Origin of the sequence: Sulfurimonas sp., from assembly GCF_019429335.1 — a bacterium.
Taxonomy (GTDB): Bacteria; Campylobacterota; Campylobacteria; order Campylobacterales; family Sulfurimonadaceae; genus Sulfurimonas.
In genome coordinates this window covers 115,247-135,702 of record NZ_JAHYJB010000001.1, presented here as the reverse complement: position 1 = coordinate 135,702, position 20,456 = coordinate 115,247, and the positions used below count along the sequence as shown (strand labels likewise).

Below are 20,456 nucleotides of genomic sequence, written 5' to 3'. Positions count from 1 at the left end.
ATTTATACTTCCTTTGCATTTTCAAATATCCATTTTATTACGTCTTCGCAATTATTTATGTTTAAAACATCCACGCCTCTTGGCAACTCATACTCGCTTATATTTATAGTTGCGTCTATTGCCAACGCGTCCATATACGGAAAGTATGTCTCATCAATAGAGTCTCTAAACACGCTTATTCTAGGCAGTGGCAGGTTTTTAAGACCCTCTACGAGCAGTATGTCAAATTTGTCAAAAAGCCTTACCATCTCATCGAGATCTTTGTGCTTTTGAGAAAAATATGTTGTGCGGTTCGGTGAAGCAACAATAACTTCCGCACCCGTATCTGAAAACTTATAGCTATCTTTGCCTTCAACATCAAAACGAGCCTTGTCTTTTGGGTCGTGTTTGATTATTGCAACATCTTTTTTATAGTCATGTATAAGTTTTCTTGCAATTTTCAGTATAAGGGTTGTTTTACCGCTGTTTGAGGGTCCGGTAAATGCGACTGCCAATCTTTTTTTCAATTTATACACTTTATTAAAATTTTAGCGATTATACAAAAGAGTCGTTAAAAGGTTGTTTAATAAGATATAATTCTCTCATTATTTAGAGGAATTTGGATGAAAACTTTTTTTATTTTTTTAACATTTTTAATACTTTTTACTGGATGTTCAAATAAAAACGCATTTTTTGGATTTGAGATGGACAAAACTCAAGAGTTATGCGCATCAAGTCTGCAGAGCTCAAAAATAATGTCAAAAGAGGGCGAGGTTAGCGGTGTATTTTCGGCGGTGTATCTAAACGAGGTTTATCCGAAGGCTTTTTACGGGGAAGAGTACTTCTTTGTATTTTTTTATACAAAAGAAAATAGAGAGCTATATGATTCAAAAAATCCTACAGATGCTGATTTGATGATTAAGTTAAATTCAGAGCTTCCAGTTAAAATAGAAAAACTACCGCAAGAGAATCAGTTTTCACACCTTGCTGATATAAAAAATGATTGGAATCACTACTACTTAATTGCATTTAAGAAGTCAGGTACACTAAATCTTGTGTTAGAAAACGGCAATTCGTCGTCTGCTGTTTTAAAGTATAAAAAAGAGGAGTAGGGTGCCTATAGAGCGCGTAAAATAGCGCTCAATAGAACCGTTATGATTTGCAGTCCTATTACGATAAAAAGCGGAGCTAAATCAATACCATTAAAATTTGTCTTTACAAATTTTCTTACAAAAACATATGCAGGATTTGTGATTTTGTATAGGAATTGAATAATCGGGTTGTAAGGGTCAGGATTTACAAAACTGATAAGAGCCGCAACAATGACCACCCATATATAGACGTTAATCAGGTTAAGAAGTATCGCGCCTGTTCCTAGAATTATCTCTACTAAAATACTCATTTTACAATCTCTCCTAAATAATTTTTAATATATTTATACACAGCGGCAATATCAGGGCCATGCTCTGCGCCCGTGAGTAAAATACGCAACGGTTTGAAAAGGTTTCTGCCCTTTAATCCAGACTCATTCATAATATAATTTTTAAAACCCTCATACTCCTCAAAGTAGGGCGCATCTTTAATAATTTTAACTATTGTCTGGGCATACTCTTTAAACTCATCAGGAATATCTTTTTTTGCAAAAATAGAAGCTATTTTAGCTTTTAGCTCTTTAGTTGTGTTGGACTCTTCAAGATATATTTTTGCAACTTCTCCTATCTCCTCATCAGCAAAACCAACATATCTAGATAGCTCTTTTGCATCAAGCATTTTAAGATGTTCCCTGTTTACATGTTTTAGCATGTTGATATCAAAACGGGCAGGGGATTTTGATATATTCTCCAAGCTAAACCACTCAAGAGCCTCTTTTATAGTAAATATCTCTTTTGGAGTTTTATCTCCTATTAGGATAAGATAGTTTGCTATAGCCGATGGAAGAAAACCCTCTTCAAGAAGCCATTTTACGCTTGAAGCATCATCTCTTTTGCTCATCTTTTTACCGTCATCATTTAAGATGATAGGAAGATGCGCATACTCAATCTTCTTGTCGTAGCCTAGGGCTTCTCTAATAAGAATCTGCTTTGGAGTGTTACTGACGTGATCTTCGCCTCGAATAACAAGTGAAACATCACTTAACATGTCATCAACCGCACAAGCAAAGTTGTACATCGGTGTTTTATCCTGTCTCATAATAATAAAACTATCTATGTCGTTAGGTTCAAATCTTATCTCGCCTTTAATATGGTCTTTTACAACTATGGCTTCATGAGGCTTTCTTATTCTTACCGTAAATGGGCTTTCATTGTCTATAACAAGCTCATCAGGCAGTGAAGCACATGCATCGTCATATCTATAGGCTGTTTTGCTCTCTTTTGCTTCTTCTCTTTTTTTATCAAGCCAATCACTTGAGCAGAAACAGTTAAATGCTTTTAGTTCTAGTAGAAGCTGTAGCGCCATAGCGGAATGAAAGCGGAAGTTTTCACTTTGGTATATCACTTGAGAATATTCTATGCCAAAAAGATCTAAAATCGCAAGTATCTCTTTGTCCTTGCCTTGGATATTTCTCTCTTTGTCGGTGTCTTCAATTCTGATAATGAGATTTTCACCTCTCTGTTTTGAAACAATATAGTTGAATATAGCAACTCTAAGATTGCCGATATGCATATCGCCGGTTGGACTTGGCGCAAATCTTAACATTAAAAATCCTAAAAATAATTTTTGTGATTCTATCGCAATTTAGCTGAGGGGATGTTTTATTTTTTGATTGTTTTTATGAAATGAAGTGGTGACCCCGAGGAGAATCGAACTCCTGTAACATGGATGAAAACCATGGATCCTTACCGCTAGACGACGGGGCCACTTACAGTATTTATTACTGAGCCGAAATTATATAGATTTATTTCTTAATAAACTATAAAATAACTTCAAGCTCAGTAAAAAATTACCTTATTCGTAAAAACTACGAAGCGCTCTGATAATTACGGCGTTTTTAGAGATGCTTTCTGCTTTTGCATTGTCGTTTACGATTTCATACAGGTCAAGCGGTAGAGAGATAGAGAATGTTTTAGTCTCTATTCTTTTCTTTTTATTAATCATAGCAACTACGCTTGTCAATAGTTCGATTATCTTTTTAGTGTCAATAGGTTTTTGTATAAAACTGTTTACACCGACTTCTATAGATTCTGAGATTTTATCTATGTCATTGCTTGCAGAGATAACAATAATGATTTGGCTAGGATTTATCTCACGAATTTTGCGAGAAAGCTCTATACCGTCCATTTCAGACATGATGATATCAACAAATACAACATCGGGAGCCGATTTTATGTAAGCTTCCAAAGCCTCTTTGCCGTTAAAACACGACTTTACATCTGCAAAGAAGTTTTTAAAAGTAGAGCTAAGAAGCTCATTTGCTACTTTTTCATCTTCCACTATCATAACTGAGAGTTTTTTTGTTTGTTGGGCTAATTGAACTAGGTCTACATTAGACATACTAAAATCCTTTTTAAAATGTTGTGCAATTGTAGCAGATAATTTGGTAACAAATCAAACGAATTTTAGTTAAAATAAACCAAATTTCTATTTGTATGTTTTAAATTTCTCCAGCCACTCCATGTCAGACTCTTTTGAAGCCTCTTTCTGGTCGAGTAGGGAGTCTATAATGCTCAGCAGGCTCTCTTCATCCATAAATTTTAACAAGTCAGGATTGATTGATGTTTTATGAATGCCTTCGTATGTGTTTAACAGGTTTTGTATATCGTTAATTAGTTTATCTTTTCTGTCCATCTGATTACTTCTTGCATGTAAGTTTAGTTTTATTGTTTATTTACACAATGTATACGCAGTTTTATTATATTGGTTAACATATTGGTTAACATAATGTAAATTCTCTTGAAAATAGTTTGTTCTCTCCTACGTATAAAATATTAGTTCAAAACAGAGCTAATTTGCTTAAATATTTTATTTACATTTATTTTTTAAGATATATTTTATCTAAGGAAAAACATGTGTAACAATAAAGTGATAATTTACAAACAGAATCCGGTGATAAGAGGACATTTTTTGGATGCGAATAACAAGAATACACTTTTGTCTGAGTTTGCATTGGATGTGCTTAATTGTATCTATATAACTGTTCAACAGAATCTCTTTGCTGTACATCCAAAAGAATATCAGGAGCGAATAAAAATTGAAATAAATATACAAACATTACAAGGTCTGCTGCTTCGCAAGCGCAAAGACATAGATGATGTCAAAAACGCAATAGAAGAGCTATATCAGACAGATGTTGTATTGAAAGATTTTGTACATCCTGTTTCCGGCTCTAAATACAGGGAGTTCCATACAAGAATTATAGAGTCTTACGGTTACCGAAAAGAGGACAAAAATACATGTGATATGCAAATGAATGAGATATTTTTAGTCAACATCATGCGTCATCCCAAAGATGGGGCTAGGAACATAGGTAATTTTACCCCAATCAGAATGAATATCGCTGCTGCTTTAAAGGGTAAGTATACCAAACGCCTCTATGAATATATAGAAAGTGTCATAACCATTAAAAGTGAGTTTAGCCTCAATATGGATTCTTTGAATAAGCTCTTTGGAACAGACCATAAACATTTCTCAAGAATTGTTGAGATGGTAAAGCGTTCCGAAAAGCAAATGCAAGGTTTGTTTAACTTTAAATATTTAGTGTTTAAAGAAGACAAATTGATTTCTTTTTCCGTAGCTCGTAAAACAAAGCTTGAGGATTTTCAATGAAAAATTATTCAAATCTTGTTCAAAAAGTGTACGCATTTGGTCAAAATTTAAAAGCGTATAATATAAATAATTGTAATAACAAAAATGCTTTTATTGTGCGTAAAAACATCACGCATTTGCGTAAAAACATCACGCATTTGCGTAAAAACATCACGCATTTGCGTAAAAACATCACGCATTTGCGTAAAAACATCACGCATTTGCGTAAAAACATCACGCATTTGCGTAAAATAAATTCTTTACACCGCCCTGCTCCACGGGCTATAACTGACTTATTCACATGCACTAAATACTACAAATATTATAAAGTTTTAAAAAATAGATTTACGATTGAAATTTTCATACCGATTGAAAATCTATTATTTATAAATTTACAGATCAAAAAAGGAGTCATAAAATGAAAAATAAAAATATATCAAGAGAGGAACTGCTTAAAAAAAGTTTGATTATCAAAACTTACAAATATGAATCTACGTTATTCGTAAATATCTTATCTGCGATTAAACCATATGCTTTTAGCTGTGCAATAGATGACCTGGATGTATATTTAAAAACATTGGGAAATTACCCTATTGCTACGAAGTTAACAATTGATAAAAAAGAAATAGACGTCTTTCTTATTAGACATTTGCATGTCGATAATCGCAATAAGTGCAAAATAATTTTGCATGACGGAACAATAATTACTGGTAACGCACTCGATTATAATGCTATTTCACCTTCTCTGCAAGAGTTTAAAAAGATGATTCTCGAATCGATTAAGGAATTCTAAATGCACATGGCTTGGAGAAAAATGATGATAAACAAAGTACTATCTAATATTTCTCATAAAAAAGTAATCTCAAATCAAAAGAAAATTACGCTTGACGTAAAAATAAAAAATAAACAAATTTTTTATGATCTCGCAAAAATAATGGAGAAAACTAACGGATATAGAAAAATTTTAATAAAAATTTTTGAAGATATGGATAAGTTTGAGTTTGATAAGGCGTCGTCTGTGACAAATGGAGATACATTGTTCGCTGAGTATGATTTTACTGAGATCAAATTATACGAACATACTTTAAATGTTTTTGCAGAAATGTTAAAAATTGTAGATAAAGAAACGCAAGGCAGAGAAGTGCTTATTTTGTTGGCACTGCTTCATGACTTCGGTAAATCAAATGCACTTTGTAAGCACTACAAAATCACAAAAGAAGAGAAGCACTGGATAAGAAGCAGTCAGTATTTTAATACAATTATCGAAGAAGATAGAGATTTTTTTGACCTAGATGAAACCGCGATCCAGATCATTAGATATGTTCTTTCAATTCATCATGACTCTCTAACTACTGAAGCAGATAAGCAAAACAGATACAGGAATGAACTCGTTAAAGCAGATAGAGCCGCTAGAGAGTCAGAAAAATTAAAGCTCAAGAAGGCTGTATAGATGACTGTTAAAGGGCACGTATTATTAGCATCCGCATTTGCATATCCTATTATTGATTATGTAGCTATGGATTATGGAAATTCAGAAGCCTTGGCTATATATATAGCAATTATTTTTGGATCACTACTTCCAGATATAGATGAACCCAATAGTTATATTGGTAATAAAGCGTTACTCGTGTCGTATGGATTAAAAATCATTGGAGTTAGACATAGAACAATAACCCATTGGCTTATTACTCCTGTATTATTATCGGCATTTGGTTTTAGTCTTGATAATTTTTATATTTCAGCAATATTGTATGCAGTTGCTTTTGGAATTTTGCTTCATGATGTTGGAGACATGCTTACAAAAGGGGGAATTTATGGATTTTTCTTTCCTTTTTTTTCAAATACAAAAATAGCGTTATTGCCAAGAGTGCTAAGATTTAAAACTTTTTCTATTCAAGAATATATTATTGTCTTTTTTTTATTGCTCCTTAATGCATACATTTATTTTAAATTAATATATAACACTAGAGGGTTTTTGTTTTGAAAAAATTTAAATACTCCCTGGCACACAGAACTTTTGCCCTTTCAATTAAGCTTGAAAGAATATACAAGGAGATGGCAACAGCTAGATGTGTTAATAAAATAGAGCGATTCGCAATATTCAATGGGGAGTTAAGTACTAATCTGGATGAAATGTTTGAGATAACCAATGAAGTTGAAAAATTAATTAAAAATTTAAAGAAAGGTGCACAAAATGAATAATAGCAGCAATAATAATGCGTATGCAGGAATAGGCGGATACGGAGATTATCAAACAAGAGACAATTATGGGAAGGATGCTTACGCCGGAAAACAAGACCCGTATAAAAAAAATAATACGGAGAGGATTGGAGAGGAAAAAGAAAAACAAGGACCATGGGGGCTTGACTTTGAGATATTACGTTTCTTTCGAGAAAACTACAATGCAGGGGTAGACTTTGAAGAGAGCCCAAGAGCATTTTTTGATGAAGAATTTATGCTTTCAATGAGAATAAAACTTCTAAAAAGAAATTTTTCAACAATATTTGCCAAGATATTAATAATGACGATATTTTCTTTTTCCACGCTCTTTATGAGCACAAAGTTTACAATTATCGCCGGCGCATTTTATCTAATGTTGTTTTTATATCTTGTCGCTATTCCTATGGGATTTGTTAAATACGCACGACAATATGTTGCCAATAATGGAAAAGACGGCAAGCTAAAAAAAATACATAAGACCTATCAGGGATGGGTAAGACCATTAGAAACTATTGCGATGAACTTCCTTACAGTATTATTTATTTTTATACAAATTTTAATGCTTTTCAACCTAGAAGTCTTATACAAATATATACTAAAAATTAGTGAACAATATCTTAATAAAATGGAGAAAATACATACATACATTTCTTCTTTAAGCACCTCAGACATGCAAAATTCTATTTTAATAGTTTCCGCTTTTTATGTAATTTCATACTTTCTTTATTGGATAGTTATATATAAATTACTTGCACCTAGATGGGAAGCCGTTAGGCAAGAAAACGAAAAAGCTTACCGCAGAACAAATCAAAGAGCAGCCAGAAATTTAAAAGATGAACTAACAGGGGAGGTGTAAAAGTGTATTTTATAACAAAAGTAAAAGGGCGACTGATAATTACTGTTTTTCAGATGCCCCCATGAATTGATAAAAGAAAAGAATTGCTATTGTTTAGTTGAGATTTTATTCTCTCAAAACAAAGTTGCGTGATTCACGCAACTTTTAAAATAAAGGAAAAAACAACATGAAAAAAAATATGTTTTTAAGAGCATTTGTTTTTTTAGTCGGTTTAGGTTTTATTACGTCTGCTTCTGCGGTTACGGAGCCGGGAGCTTTTAGTAGTTATTTGGAAGTGCTTTTAGCAATGATTTCTGGAACAGCCGGGAACCTTGTTATGGTGCTTATTCTGGCGTTTGGTGCTCTTAAAGCTTATCAAGTTGGTGATAAAACGCCTCTTTTATGGGCTGCGGGCGCAGTTCTTGTTATTGCAGCGGCACCTCTTATTGCACCAAACTTAACGTCTAATATAACTTCAATTCTCGGTTTTTAGGAGGAAAAAATGAGCCAGAGAGTTAAATTTTTGCGGTATATGGATTCATATAGGCTTATTTATAGATTTGAATGGGATATTGTTGCTGTTACTATCGGCAGTGGTATTGCATATTTTATAATCTTAGTTTTATTGCAATCTCCAATCTGGCTCTCTCCTCTTTTTGCGGCCTATGGGGCATATAAAACTTTAAAACTTTATAAGTCGTTAGTGAAAGAAGCAGCCCCTGGTTATTTGGAACATTTTGTTTATTCAATTGGACTTTATAACCCAACTGTAAAGATTAAAAAAAATGGAAAATACATAAAAACAAATTCGGAAAACATACCTTTCGGTTTTGAAAATGATTTTAGGGATTAATAATGAGTGACAAAATAGGAAAAAAATGGCTTGATAGGCTAGACAACACTATTGCTGAAAACAGTAAATTATCGCTTTTTTTAATTATACAGATTATCATAATAGCGTTATTGATTATTGGGTACATGAAAATGATAGACAAAATTCAAGTAACGATAGATCTTCCAACAACGATTAAAGAGGAAGGTATGATTTTTGTCGGTAAAGAACAAGCGAATGAGAGGTTTTTCAAGATGTGGGGAAGAGAAGACGTAGAGAATATTTCAGTTTTTAATCAAAAAAACATTAAGGACAAAATGGAATATCTCAAAAATAGAATGTATCCAGCAGTTTATTATAAATATGAAAAATTATTAAAAGAATATGAAACGCAAGTTTCTAACGATTTAATTTCTCAGAAATTCACTTTTGCTCGTGAAAATATTCGTACAGAAGTTAAGCAAGATGGCAGAAAAGCTATAGTTTCAATTGAGGGGTTCTATGAAAAATATATAGACGAACAGCCAATAGTTCAAGCTCAAGAGTGTGCATATAAACTTGGATATAACATTGAAGGAGGACACATCTATGTTGAGTCTTTTAAAACTACTTGCAAGTAGAAAATTTTTTATTTTATTTATTCCTATTTTTGTAATGGGCAAAGAACTGCCAATTACACAAGAAGTTGAAATTGTTGTTCCCGTGGGAGAATTTTCGGTCATTGAGTTCCCTTTTAAAATTTCAGCAAAAAACATTACTTCTTTTATGGTAAAACAAAAGGTTGTGGAAGGCAAGGAATCTAATCAAGAAAAGAAAGAGGCGGTGAGTGATTTACTTGCCGAAAAAAACAAACAAGGTCCTGTGCAAAAAGAGATGCCAATGAAAACTAAAAACATTTCAATTATTCAAAATGTGAATAGCTTTACTTTCTTTCCGAAACAAGAAGGTGTCATGAAAATGGTTGTTTGGGGATATGATCATCCTATACTGCTTACAATTAAAGCAGACAAGAAAAATGGGTTTGGGCATTATCAATTTATTCTTCCTCAATCTAAATCAGAATTTGCGGCAAAAACAGAACAAGGCTCGCACGAAGAGACAATAAATATGTTAATGGTCCATTTATTTAATCAAACACTGCCAAAAGGATACAAAAGCAGTTCTAAAGATGTTTCATTTGAATCCAACGGTTTTTTAATACGCTCAAACAGAGAGTTGATTGGTAAAAAATATTTGGCTGAAGAGTGGATTTTAACAAACAAAGACAACGATGACACCATTATTCATGAAGAATCTTTCTATGAAAAAGGTATTTTTGCTATTTCTCTTGAAGATAATTTTATAAAAAACAGTGAAAGCATAAGAGTTTTTGTCGTAAGAACAAACGGGGGAATGGAGTAAAGATGCAAATAAAAAACATAATTACAGAAATAAAATCTTTTACAACGTCTCTTTACAATGCTGTGTCCGGCAGTATAGTTGGCAGTATTAAAAAAGACAGCCCTCGGGAAGAAAGGTATGACATAGGCATTGACGATATTAGGGTTGCTCATGAAAAAATCCCTAAAAAACTCGGTGTTCTTGTTATTGGTTTCAGTGCGCTTATCATTATTGTAATGTCTTTTGTAACATGGTCAACCCAAATTTCAAAAGCCGACGACAAAAGAAGTACTGTTGATGAAAATAAAACAAAAGAACCTGATGTACAAATATCAATTGACGAGCAAGGATGGAAACATTTTCAAAGCAAAAGAATTGATATGCTGGCTGAAAACACACAAAAAAGTTTAGAGGCAACAAAAAAAGAGATACAAGAAAACTCCGAGGCACTTACAAAAGCAGTAAAAGATGATTTGAATGAAACAAGAAATATTGTAAAAGGATATGTAGACCAATTAAGCTTGAATATGAATGAGCTGAAGTTTAACATATCAGAACAGCTAGATCAGACATTGAAAAATGTTGATAAAAAAATAAAAAGTAATGCTGCTGCGGTTAAAGATTTATCAGATATAAAAAATAAACACACCATATTAAATGAAAATTCAAAATTGCTTCCGCCTCCTCTCTCTGAAATACCGAAGCCCAAAAACGTTATCGTAAAAAAAGAAGAAGTTAAAAAAGAAGAAGTGCAAAGTAGGATTATTGAGCCGGATAGCGAAGAATATTCCTATCAAGAAGTATCGATAGATTCCTTAGAGGTTCAAAGTGGTGAAATAGTAACTTCTCTGTATTTAGAAAACGAAGAAAAAGAAAAAAATATTAAAAAATACCATATTATGAAAGGACTGGTAAATGCAACATTGCTTACCGGAATTAATGCGCCTACTTTTGGTGGCAGCAATAGCAAGAACCCTGCTCCGGTTTTATTTTCGGTTGACGGCGAAACTCTAATAGCTAATGACGAAGTTGGGAACATTGAAAATTGTCTCATCTCGGGTTCTGCAACCGGAAATGTCAATACATCTAAAGCGGATATTTTACTTACGGAAATAAGTTGTAGCGGATATGATCAAGAGGGCAACAAGGTTCGCATTGAAGAACAGATAAAAGGTTGGGTAATAGGTGAAAATGGAAGCTTTGGCTTGCAAGGGAGACTATTGGATAGCTCGGGAAAAGTCATTACAAAAATGATAGCTCTTGAAATAATAGGCGCAATTTCCGATGCAATGGTTGCAAAATCAATGCCAGAGGGAACATCGACGTTTGGTGGCTTGGGTACGGGAACCGACTTAACATATAGTTCTGCTACACAACAAGGGCTCGGAAAGGGTATAAGCTCTGGTCTTGATCGTACTTTTGAGCACTATAGCCAAATTTTGACAGGAATGTATCCAACGATATCTGTTATGTCAGGGAAGAAAGTAACGCTGCATCTAAAAGGCGGAGAAACACTTGAGCCGTCAAGATATAACGGATTTGACATCGATGAAAAATTGGATGTTTCAATAAAGGAGAAAAAGTGATTTTTAAAGTAATTTTAGTACTGGTGCTATCTCTGTTTTTTCTAAATGGTTGTAGTAGCGCAAGTCAATTTTTTTCGGTTGGCGAAGAGAAAAGTCGTTGCGACGAAATTGGATGCGATTATACAGATGTCGGTGTTTGTGCCAATCCAATCGAGATACTACAGAACAAGAATGATTTAAGAGAATTAAAACTAAGAAATGAAATCGCAAGAAAGGCAAAAGAAGATGAATAATAGGCTACTCAAAATAATATGGTTCCGTGCGTTTATAGGTATTTCCGTCTTATTGGTATTTGGCGGTTGCTCACAAAAAAAAGATGTTATACCAGATATGATTAGTGATATCGAGAGAGATAAGATTCATACAAAACCATATCAGCTTAAAATCACACCAATTATAGGAACAAGACAAGACGATGCTAAAGTTGTTATGGATATGGGGAAGATTATTAAAGTATGGGTGGCTCCATATAAAGACGGGAAAACTCTAGTCAGCTCTCATGACAATTATGTAGTTGCACAAGCACCGGATTTTATTATTGGCGAATCAGTTCCGAATAAAAACTGGAAAGGTCTTGTAGCTCCGGAGAATAAAATACCGTTTTTGTTTAGGGACTCTGAACTAGATAACGCAAATAAAATTGAAGAGGAGGAGATTATCAAATATAACAACATTGTATATCAGCAACAAAATGATACAAACGAGTCCGTAAAAAGATTGGAAAAAACAACCGTTTTTGATAGTGAAATTAAAAAATTTCTCGATCAATAAGAAAAATTTAAAAAAGTTGCGTGATTCACGCAACTTTGAATTAAAGGAGAAACGAAATGAAAATTTTAAAATATAAAGAGTTGGAAAAACTAAGAAAAGAAAACCCCAAAAAAGCAGATAAAGTAATTTTTAAGGCGGGAATAGTATCGGTAGCGGTTGCTTTAATTGTCGTGGCTTTAGCGCCAGTGGTAGAGGAGAATGTGCTTTTTGTTAGCTTAACAACTGCATTTATCGTTTTCGCATCTATGTTAAATGTCGGAATGCAAGACAAGACGGAAGGATTAAACGATGCAAAAGAAGAGTAATGTAAAAAAAATAGCAGTTGTGGTATGTATTTTTGCTTGCGCCTCTCTTTTGCAGGCAGGAGACAATTCTCATGCGACCATGGGAGATGTAAAAGAAGCCGTTTACAAGCTTATTCTTAAAAATAAAAAAGCAGAAGAAAGCTTGAAAACTCTTGAAAACAACCTTCAGTTGGCTCAAGGCAAAAATGACGATGAGTTATCGTTATATATAGCCCAATATGTCAATGACAACAAGTCTGAATTGCCCAAAATAGTATCAAAAACAGAGTTGCGTTAATCACGCAACTTTTAAAACAGAGTGTCAAAATAAACATAAAAACAGAGTTGCGTGATTAACGCAACTTTTAAAAAAAAGGATATTCATGATTGGAAAAAATAAAAATTTAACAGAAGAAGATAGTAAATCAATAGCAATAAGTAGTTTTGGTTTAGGTTTTTTTTTCGGGGCATTGGCGTATGCAATTAATGATTTAAGTCTTGTCTCAACCGGAATTATATCTTTTGTGTTGAGTTTTTTATTTTATAATTTGTCTACACGCTCTAATGCTATTAGAAAAATATTACTTGAGCCAAAAGAGATTTTTAAAAGTACAGAAGGGCTACAAGAGAAAAACTTAACGGCTCTTTTAAAAAGAAGGACCGTTTCTGATTTTTTAGAATATAGAGCATACGGTGAAAAAGACGGCTTGGGCTACTACACAATGAGAGATGGAAGAAGGGGTTTCGTATTTAGAGTTCATCCGGGTGCATTTATTGGTTCAAATGTAGAATCTATATTAACTTCTTGTTTGGAAACAATTAGCGTAGAAGGGGCGGTTGCTAATTTTTTTACTTTTGCAAGTAGAAATGTTGAAAATAAAATTAAAGAATTTGAAGAGATACATCTAGATAGTAATATTAATGTTGCGCACCCTGATATTCTTCACGATATGATTAGATCAAGAGCAAGACATCTAAGGAAATGGACTCATAAATCTATGTTAAAAGGGGTTGATTTAAGAATCAGAGATTTTATAAACTTAGTCTCTTTTTCTTTTCCCAAAGGAACGCCGCAAGACAAACTCGATTCATATTTTGCTCAGATAAAAGGTACTTTGTCGGAGCTGCATCCAAAAGAATTTAGTGGTAAAGAGATGATTACAATGGTAAAAGAAATTCTTTCTCCTGAGATTGAATCATGGGACTCTCCCGCTGATTACTCTATTGATATGAGTACCCAAATGACGAGTGAAGGAACAAGAATAAGAACTACCACCAATGGAGAAATTCTTATTGGGGAAAAGTGGTATGCAAAAACGATTACTACTAAAAATTTTCCTGAATCCATCTCACTTTCTGAATTTACCGGCTTATTTTATGATCGTTTTGGTACTTCTGTCCAAAATACAGTTCCATCTCCGTTTTTGGTCTCCCTCGTAATTTCCTATGACAATGTAGAAGAAACTAATAAAAAACTAGCAAATATTGCTACTTGGAACATTAAAGAAACAAACAAGTTAAACAGTACCATAAGAGATTCTTTTCCTGATGTACAAAAAAGAGCAGAAGAAGCAAGACTTGTTACGAAATATCAAGATGCAGGGCAAGTTCCATTAAGAGCCATGTGGACATTTGTAATATTCGACGATAATAAAAGTAGGCTCGATGAGTATTATGGAAAAGCGATTGCCCAATTTAAAAAAAAGAACTGGAGTTTAATTCAAGAAAGTTTTGGAAATATAGCCCTGCTTTCATTAATGGCGACATTGCCCTTAAATTTTAATCAGAACGTTAAAAAGCTACTGAAAAGGTTTAGAGTTCTTTTCCTATCAAACAACACTCAAATTGCTCCTTTGATTTCAGATGCGTCTGGTTCGAGAATGGTTATTCCTTATTTTGGAAGAAGCGGACAATTGTTTGGTTTTGATTTTTATGATAGTGACACCAATTACAATGTTGTAGCAGCCGGAGAATCTGGTTCCGGTAAGTCTTATACGCAAAATGATATTCACGCCATGGTTCTTGCGGCCGGGTACAACGTAAGAGGCATTGACGCAGGGCACTCTTACAAATATCTTAATGATTTTATAGGTGGGCAGTATATAGAATTTTCTGATGGTAACGATATTTGTCTGAATTTTTTTACAAAAATTATTATGCAGCGAAAAATCTTGACAGACGAAAATGGAGAAATGGTTCTTGATGAAAATGACCAGCCGATAGAAACCGATGAGATTTTACAGGTTAAAGACGAGAAAGGCATCTTAAGAAGTGTCATTCACGCAGATGAGTATAAAACAATCGTTCCCATCATCGGACAAATGGCGGGTGTGCGATTGGCATCGACAACATCAGAAAATTCAAATATTATAAATGATCTTACAACAAAATTTATAGCTTCAAGCGTCGAAGGGGCAATCCAAGAATCATACTGGCAATTGGGCGAAAATGCCGGAATGGAGACGGTATATAGAGCATTGAAAGACACAGTAAAAGAATTATTGGCTAAAAATAGAAATAAAGATGCAGAAATCCTTAGTAGATTTATAGATTCGATATCTTCGTATTGTGTTCCACAGGGGATGTTTTATAAGTATTTCAATGGACCAAATAATATTGATTTCAAATCTGCCTATGTTATTGCTGAACTTGATGATTTAAAAAGCAAAGGAGAGCTCTATAATGTAGTTCTTATGGCATTCGCACAAACAGTAATGGCTGAATTTTTTGGAGACAGAAGAACACCAAAGATTTTTTTTGTGGATGAAGCGTGGATGATTTTTGACAATATGATTGTTGTTGCTTTTTTAAACGATCTCTATAGAAGAATTAGAAAATATAATGGAATTGCGATCACAATTACGCAGGGGGTTCAGGATTTCTTTCTTAATAGAATGACAGAAGCGATGTATAACAATGCAAACTGGAAATATTTTTTACAAATTGGGAGTGACGGACTTGAACAAGCGGTAAATGCAAAAAAAGTATATTTGCCTGAAATAATTGTTAGATTAATGAAATCCATCAGGAATAATAAGACCTTAAAAGTCGGAGAGGCGATGATACGTAGTGAAAAAATGATTATGGTAAGCAAATTGAAAACCGATCCTTTGTCGCATTACACATATGCAGGCATGGGACCGCAAGAAAGACCATTTTTAGAGTATTTGGCTCAAAAATATAAGTTAAGCATACATGATGCGGTAAGAGTTGCCGCCTTAAAACTTGAAAATAATCTCGAAGATGACGAAGCCTACAAGATGCTTAAAGGTGATAGCGCCGAAATGGTAGGCGAAATTGAAGAAAAAGAGCGCTTAGAAAAAATGTTAAATACTCTTGAAGATGCTATTAATACGGATAAAGTTTTGGTTTATAAACAAAAAATTCAATCCATTGAAGAAGATATTAATGAGCCGATGTATGAAAATCTAATACGAATAGAAAAAGAGAATAAAGAGCTGTTGTCTCCTGCCCTATTCCTTGATGATGCAAAAAAACTTGGTATTTATACTTCTATTAGTAAAATAGTTATAGATAAAGTATTTGAAAGTTATGAAAACGAACAGGAGCAATTCTCGATAAATATATCTATTTGTGATATTAACAATTCTGAATTAAGCAAATATATAATAGATAAGGTGTCTTCGTCTAGTGCGAGCAACAGATTTATTATTGAAATAGATGTTGATTGCGGTAATGAAGTTGTTGAAGATTTCAATACAGTAAAGGATTTCGTTAAGAAATTAAAAGATTATAATGTAAAAATTGCGCTTGACGGCATAGGTATTAAAAATGCTGATTTCAATCAAATATTTGCGATAGATGTTGATTACATCAAACTAAACAATACACTAATAAGAGAAATTGAAGAGAACACGGAAGCTTATATTTTCGCCGAAATGCTTGTCGGCTTTTGTAAAAAAACCAACATAAGAACTGTTGCAATTCATGTAGAAAGAGAAAGTACGTTGGAATTAGCAAGAATCCTCGGAATTGATTATGTGCAAGGTTTCCTAGTCGGCAAGCCTGTACCGCTAGAGACAAACAAAAATACGTTAAGATAAGAATAAGACTATATAAATTATTTTTTAGGTAAAATAATTTATTTGAATTGAAAAAGGCAATACCATGAGAATCTTTTTACTTCTTTTGTTGATGACAGGTATGGCATATGCCACATCGTATGACGATGAATGGCCGATCTATGTTTACGGCGATGCTTCATATTACAAGTTAATCTTCGATGCAATAGCCATGATTATACAAAACGATGCATTTATGAATCCAGTGCTAGGCTTTGTTGCCCTTGCGTCCACTATTTTTATTGCACGGGGATTTTATCAACAAAACATTTCTGATGTATCGTGGAATACTGCGGCAAGCATTGGTTTTATATCAATGTTGCTCTATCCGTCAGCTACTGTTCATGTGTTAGATGTAAGAACTCTTCACGGGTATGTTCAAGAAGATATTAATGGTGCAACGACGGGAGATTATGCAGGATATTCAAAAACAGATAATATACCGTTTTATATAGCTGTTTCCGCTTCGTTTGCTACGTCAATTAAATATCATATTATTGATGCATCAACAGACGCTCTGTCACCCATTGACGGCGGCTCTCTTAGAGATAGCGGATTTGCTACACCAATGACACTCGCAGAAGATATGATTGCAACCGCTTCTTTTAAATACTCAAAAGATGATCAATATATAGCTCCGATATTCGGTCAGGCACTTTCTCACTACACAGAGAAGTGTATTGTAGAAAATGCACTCTATATAGATCAAACGCAGGTTCATAAAGTTATGGATCCGAAAATTGAACAGCTTGAAGCTTTAAAGCCTGCGAATTTTCCCGGATTTAATACCACGCATATTCCTGATTTGCGTGGTCAAGATACAACTTGTACAGACTTTTGGAATGCTAATATATTAGGACAAATAAACACGGTAAAAAATGAGATGCTTGAAAATCTGCAACTAAAAAATACTGACGTAGATGTTTCTGCCATGGCAGAAAGCTTAACATTTGTGGCGGGGCTTGAGTCCGATGCAGCAGTTGCACTCTCTAATATGCAAAAAGCTATGTTAAATATAGCAAGTTCTGCCGTAGTTATGAATGCTTTTTCAAAGTCGGGTGTAGGGCTTTCAGGAATAGATCTCTCCAATGAAATGACCGCGCAACAATCATTGCTTCAAAATATGACAGATTCAACAGGACAGTTCAAGTGGATGATTAGAGTAGTACCTGTGTTAGAGTTTTTAATATTTGGTATCTTACTCTTTTTGGCAATTCCTATGGGAATTGTGGCAGGAATAAGTGGGGCAGAAAAAGGCGGTAAAATGCTTATGAACTATACTTTTGGTCTTATTGCTTTTTCTTTTATTGATGTTGCATTGGCAATAGTACAAGCCATCTCTCTTTATTATTATAAAAACAAAATGGCAGATGTCGTTATAGCGCTTGGTAATAATCCATTCACGGCAAGCGGCATTCCCGCATATATGCAAGAGATGGCTTATATGAGTGGAATGATGGGGTTGGCAGCTGTTATTGTCGTACCTATCGTTGTCGGAGTTGTTTTTAAAGGAGAAACTGCCGCCGCTATGGGTGCATATGGTAGTGTTATGGGTAAATATAAAGGCGATGCCGGTGGGCAAACAGCTTTGGATTCGACGGTAAAAACCGGCGGGCTACATAATGCTGAAGCAGCAGCGTGGGAAGAAGCAGCGGCTAGAAGAGAGCTCGAAGGAGGCTATGGAATTACATCTATACCAAAAGATATGCTTGCTTCAAAGTATCTTAATCAAATATCATCAGAAGCAGCGGCATTAGGTTCCTCATACTCTTCGCAAAGAATGGTTGACGGAGAATATGGCGGTGATTGGCAGAAGTTTTCACAAGCTAGATCAGGTGCGGCAACCGGTACGGGTATTCAAAATCTAGCATCTGAAATTGGTTCTGGTTCAGCATTGTTAAATCAAGTTAATAGTAAACCGGGTAGCGTTAGTGATTTTATGCATCAAGCGGGAACTAATGCCGCTTCAGGCTTTGCGGCACAAGCACATCAAGGTGAACTATCACTAAATAACTCTAAGCTTAGCAGAGAGAATCAGATCGAAGCGGCGAAAGGCAATGCCGAGATGAGCTTAAGAAAAACCGTTGGTTCTGGGCTTGGGGCGAGAGAAGCATTTTCAAAAGATGGCATCGGGGACAATTTTCAGTACCAAACACAGACTGATTCAGAAGCCTCAATAGAATCTCAAGCGGCTAAAGGTAAGTTCTCGAAAGACAATAAAGACTACAGCAGGGATGCTCAAATAGATGCCGCTAAAGTAATGGCGAATGACGCACTTGTGAAAGGTGTTGAGAATGCGGCAGGTCTTGTAGCTTCAATGGCTTTCAATAAAGATGGAACGAAAGGAGATTCTACCGAGTTTGCTGAATACGCTAAAGGTATTTCAAATCAATCAAGAATAGCGGCTAATAAAGTGATGGGTGCAGGTAAAGAAGACTTAACTCATGATGATATGGCAGATGTTAAAAGAACAGAACAAGCTAACGTAAAAGCACTTGTAGCCAAAGGGAACTCTCTTCAAAAAAGCTTTGGAAACAATCTTGATCAAACCTTAAACGGACAGTCGTATAGCTCTATGGTTCAGGCACAGGAGATGGCAAATTTCACTGCTTCAACCCAAGCTATTAAAACAGCAGGTGGTGAAAGTGGCTTTGTGGCACTTCAAAAAGCCAGTTCAGCTATGAAAACGGGTCAGTCTATGGCAAGTGTTAATGCTAATCAATCAGCCGGCTTTTTAGATAGCAATGGAAATATGACAAGTGAAGGAGAAAAAGCATTTGCTATCACTCCTGGTGAGCAAGCAAGCGCTTTAAAAGGTAAGCGCATTTTAGGGGAAAAAGCCGAAGAGATTGTAAGACAAGCCGGAGATAAGGCTTTTAGCTTAGAAATGTCAAAAAGCGGTGATAGCTTTAAAGCTAATGTAGCCGCTAATAAAACTATGGCTCCGTTCTTGGACGCAAAAGGCAATATTCTAACCGGGCAAGACTTTTGGAACAAGCAAGCAGAACTTAAAGCAGGCTCTTTTTCAGCAAGCAATTCTATGCTGTTTGGAGGTGGGCATGTGTTTTCAGGTGGGCTCTCTCAAGATGGTGAACTTTCAGGAACTTTATCCTCTGGCTTTTCCGGTAAATTCGATGATCAAATCAAAGCTTCTACAGGTAAAAAACTAGATGCAGGATGGAAAGGAGAGCATCTCCAAGAAGACCTTAAAGGTGCAGCTGCATCAGAAGCAGCAGAGTTTGCCATGAGTCCAAAAGAGTGGGTTAAAGGAATCGCCGCAAAGGGGCATAATAAAGGAGTGGAAGCACTGCAAGCCATAGGTTTCGACGAGAAAGAAGCAGAAGAACTCTACAACACGATTGCATCACCCGGTGTTGGTGTGGCAGGAGCAGTTGCGATTGCAGAAGCGACCAGCAGGATTTCAGGTAGAGGGAGTTTTGTGGGAAAAATGTGGGACGCTCTCCCAAACCCTCTTAATAAGACTAACAGAAACCCTGAAAACCCAACCAGTCACAGCAATGATAGTAGCCCCGATAGCAAGGTAAACAATAAAAGTAATCATGATAAATCCTTTAATTCAGATAAAGATAGTATGCCAAATAAAAACGAAAGTGTCAAGGGGTATAAAACTACAAGCAGTGGAATACATGTGCCTGATGATTTTGATTTGAGTGATCCTGATGTTAAAAAATACAATAATGTTAAATTAAGAAAAGATATTATACTATTTTACACATAGTGATT

The 20,456-nt window shown here is 34.8% G+C and carries 24 protein-coding genes and 1 tRNA gene; 19 read left to right on the top strand and 6 right to left on the bottom strand.

Annotation, left to right across the window (positions count from 1 at the left end; genetic code table 11):
• Positions 1-2: 2 nt before the first annotated feature.
• Positions 3-506 carry a molybdopterin-guanine dinucleotide biosynthesis protein B gene (gene mobB / locus K0A91_RS00765; protein ID WP_295007163.1) on the bottom strand — a complete coding sequence of 168 codons (504 nt, stop codon included), beginning with the start codon at positions 504-506 and terminating at the stop codon, positions 3-5.
• Between the two features lie 96 nt (positions 507-602).
• Between mobB and K0A91_RS00760 the strand changes: the two genes are divergently transcribed.
• A complete protein-coding gene (locus tag K0A91_RS00760) occupies positions 603-1,091 on the top strand; it encodes a hypothetical protein (RefSeq protein WP_295007161.1) in 489 nt (162 codons plus the stop codon).
• 5 nt (positions 1,092-1,096) lie between these two features.
• Here the strand turns inward: K0A91_RS00760 and K0A91_RS00755 are convergent, their stop codons facing one another.
• The 5 genes from K0A91_RS00755 to K0A91_RS00735 form a co-directional block, all read right to left on the bottom strand.
• Positions 1,097-1,381 carry a YggT family protein gene (locus tag K0A91_RS00755; RefSeq protein ID WP_295007159.1) on the bottom strand — a complete coding sequence of 95 codons (285 nt, stop codon included), beginning with the start codon at positions 1,379-1,381 and terminating at the stop codon, positions 1,097-1,099.
• Positions 1,378-2,676: a glutamate--tRNA ligase gene (gene gltX, locus K0A91_RS00750; RefSeq protein ID WP_295007157.1), complete on the bottom strand. Its 1,299-nt coding sequence runs from the start codon at positions 2,674-2,676 to the stop codon at positions 1,378-1,380. The genes K0A91_RS00755 and gltX overlap by 4 nt, the downstream gene beginning before the upstream one ends.
• Before the next feature lie 86 nt (positions 2,677-2,762).
• Positions 2,763-2,837: transfer RNA gene (locus tag K0A91_RS00745), tRNA-Glu, on the bottom strand.
• An 88-nt stretch (positions 2,838-2,925) separates the two neighbouring features.
• On the bottom strand, positions 2,926-3,471 hold the full coding sequence (locus tag K0A91_RS00740) for a response regulator (RefSeq protein WP_295007155.1): 546 nt from the start codon (positions 3,469-3,471) through the stop codon (positions 2,926-2,928).
• A gap of 87 nt (positions 3,472-3,558) precedes the next feature.
• Positions 3,559-3,765 (bottom strand): hypothetical protein, encoded by a 207-nt coding sequence (locus tag K0A91_RS00735; RefSeq protein ID WP_295007153.1) that lies wholly within the window; start codon positions 3,763-3,765, stop codon positions 3,559-3,561.
• Between the two features lie 276 nt (positions 3,766-4,041).
• On the opposite strand from K0A91_RS00735, the gene K0A91_RS00730 reads away from it, so the two are divergent.
• From K0A91_RS00730 to K0A91_RS00645, 18 genes are all read left to right on the top strand, one after another.
• The gene (locus K0A91_RS00730) at positions 4,042-4,743 is read left to right on the top strand and encodes a RepB family plasmid replication initiator protein (RefSeq protein WP_295007151.1); all 702 of its coding nucleotides are present in this window, start codon (positions 4,042-4,044) and stop codon (positions 4,741-4,743) included.
• Entirely contained in the window at positions 4,740-5,144 is a 405-nt protein-coding gene (locus K0A91_RS00725) for a hypothetical protein (RefSeq protein ID WP_295007149.1), read from the top strand. Before K0A91_RS00730 ends, K0A91_RS00725 begins: the two co-directional genes overlap by 4 nt.
• Entirely contained in the window at positions 5,141-5,515 is a 375-nt protein-coding gene (locus K0A91_RS00720; RefSeq protein ID WP_295007147.1) for a hypothetical protein, read from the top strand. The genes K0A91_RS00725 and K0A91_RS00720 overlap by 4 nt, the downstream gene beginning before the upstream one ends.
• A 21-nt stretch (positions 5,516-5,536) precedes the next feature.
• Positions 5,537-6,172, top strand: coding sequence for an HD domain-containing protein (locus K0A91_RS00715; protein WP_295007145.1), 636 nt, complete (start codon positions 5,537-5,539; stop codon positions 6,170-6,172).
• On the top strand, positions 6,173-6,706 hold the full coding sequence (locus K0A91_RS00710) for a metal-dependent hydrolase (protein ID WP_295007143.1): 534 nt from the start codon (positions 6,173-6,175) through the stop codon (positions 6,704-6,706).
• Positions 6,703-6,924: a hypothetical protein gene (locus K0A91_RS00705; protein WP_295007141.1), complete on the top strand. Its 222-nt coding sequence runs from the start codon at positions 6,703-6,705 to the stop codon at positions 6,922-6,924. Before K0A91_RS00710 ends, K0A91_RS00705 begins: the two co-directional genes overlap by 4 nt.
• On the top strand, positions 6,917-7,798 hold the full coding sequence (locus K0A91_RS00700; protein ID WP_295007139.1) for a hypothetical protein: 882 nt from the start codon (positions 6,917-6,919) through the stop codon (positions 7,796-7,798). Before K0A91_RS00705 ends, K0A91_RS00700 begins: the two co-directional genes overlap by 8 nt.
• 166 nt (positions 7,799-7,964) lie before the next feature.
• Positions 7,965-8,270 (top strand): hypothetical protein, encoded by a 306-nt coding sequence (locus tag K0A91_RS00695; RefSeq protein ID WP_295007138.1) that lies wholly within the window; start codon positions 7,965-7,967, stop codon positions 8,268-8,270.
• Between the two features lie 9 nt (positions 8,271-8,279).
• Positions 8,280-8,630 carry a hypothetical protein gene (locus K0A91_RS00690; RefSeq protein WP_295007136.1) on the top strand — a complete coding sequence of 117 codons (351 nt, stop codon included), beginning with the start codon at positions 8,280-8,282 and terminating at the stop codon, positions 8,628-8,630.
• Positions 8,631-8,632: 2 nt separating this feature from the next.
• Positions 8,633-9,229: a TraE/TraK family type IV conjugative transfer system protein gene (locus tag K0A91_RS00685; RefSeq protein ID WP_295007134.1), complete on the top strand. Its 597-nt coding sequence runs from the start codon at positions 8,633-8,635 to the stop codon at positions 9,227-9,229.
• The gene (locus K0A91_RS00680; RefSeq protein WP_295007132.1) at positions 9,198-10,010 is read left to right on the top strand and encodes a type-F conjugative transfer system secretin TraK; all 813 of its coding nucleotides are present in this window, start codon (positions 9,198-9,200) and stop codon (positions 10,008-10,010) included. Before K0A91_RS00685 ends, K0A91_RS00680 begins: the two co-directional genes overlap by 32 nt.
• A 2-nt stretch (positions 10,011-10,012) precedes the next feature.
• Positions 10,013-11,575, top strand: a complete 1,563-nt coding sequence (locus tag K0A91_RS00675; protein WP_295007130.1) for a TraB/VirB10 family protein — start codon at positions 10,013-10,015, stop codon at positions 11,573-11,575.
• A complete protein-coding gene (locus K0A91_RS00670) occupies positions 11,572-11,808 on the top strand; it encodes a hypothetical protein (protein WP_295007128.1) in 237 nt (78 codons plus the stop codon). Before K0A91_RS00675 ends, K0A91_RS00670 begins: the two co-directional genes overlap by 4 nt.
• Positions 11,801-12,346: a hypothetical protein gene (locus K0A91_RS00665; RefSeq protein WP_295007126.1), complete on the top strand. Its 546-nt coding sequence runs from the start codon at positions 11,801-11,803 to the stop codon at positions 12,344-12,346. Before K0A91_RS00670 ends, K0A91_RS00665 begins: the two co-directional genes overlap by 8 nt.
• A 56-nt stretch (positions 12,347-12,402) precedes the next feature.
• The gene (locus K0A91_RS00660) at positions 12,403-12,651 is read left to right on the top strand and encodes a hypothetical protein (RefSeq protein ID WP_295007124.1); all 249 of its coding nucleotides are present in this window, start codon (positions 12,403-12,405) and stop codon (positions 12,649-12,651) included.
• On the top strand, positions 12,635-12,928 hold the full coding sequence (locus K0A91_RS00655) for a hypothetical protein (protein ID WP_295007122.1): 294 nt from the start codon (positions 12,635-12,637) through the stop codon (positions 12,926-12,928). Before K0A91_RS00660 ends, K0A91_RS00655 begins: the two co-directional genes overlap by 17 nt.
• An 85-nt stretch (positions 12,929-13,013) precedes the next feature.
• On the top strand, positions 13,014-16,694 hold the full coding sequence (locus K0A91_RS00650; protein ID WP_295007120.1) for an EAL domain-containing protein: 3,681 nt from the start codon (positions 13,014-13,016) through the stop codon (positions 16,692-16,694).
• A gap of 64 nt (positions 16,695-16,758) precedes the next feature.
• Complete coding sequence (locus K0A91_RS00645) at positions 16,759-20,451, top strand: conjugal transfer protein TraG N-terminal domain-containing protein (protein ID WP_295007118.1); 3,693 nt, start codon at positions 16,759-16,761, stop codon at positions 20,449-20,451.
• Positions 20,452-20,456 lie beyond the last annotated feature (5 nt).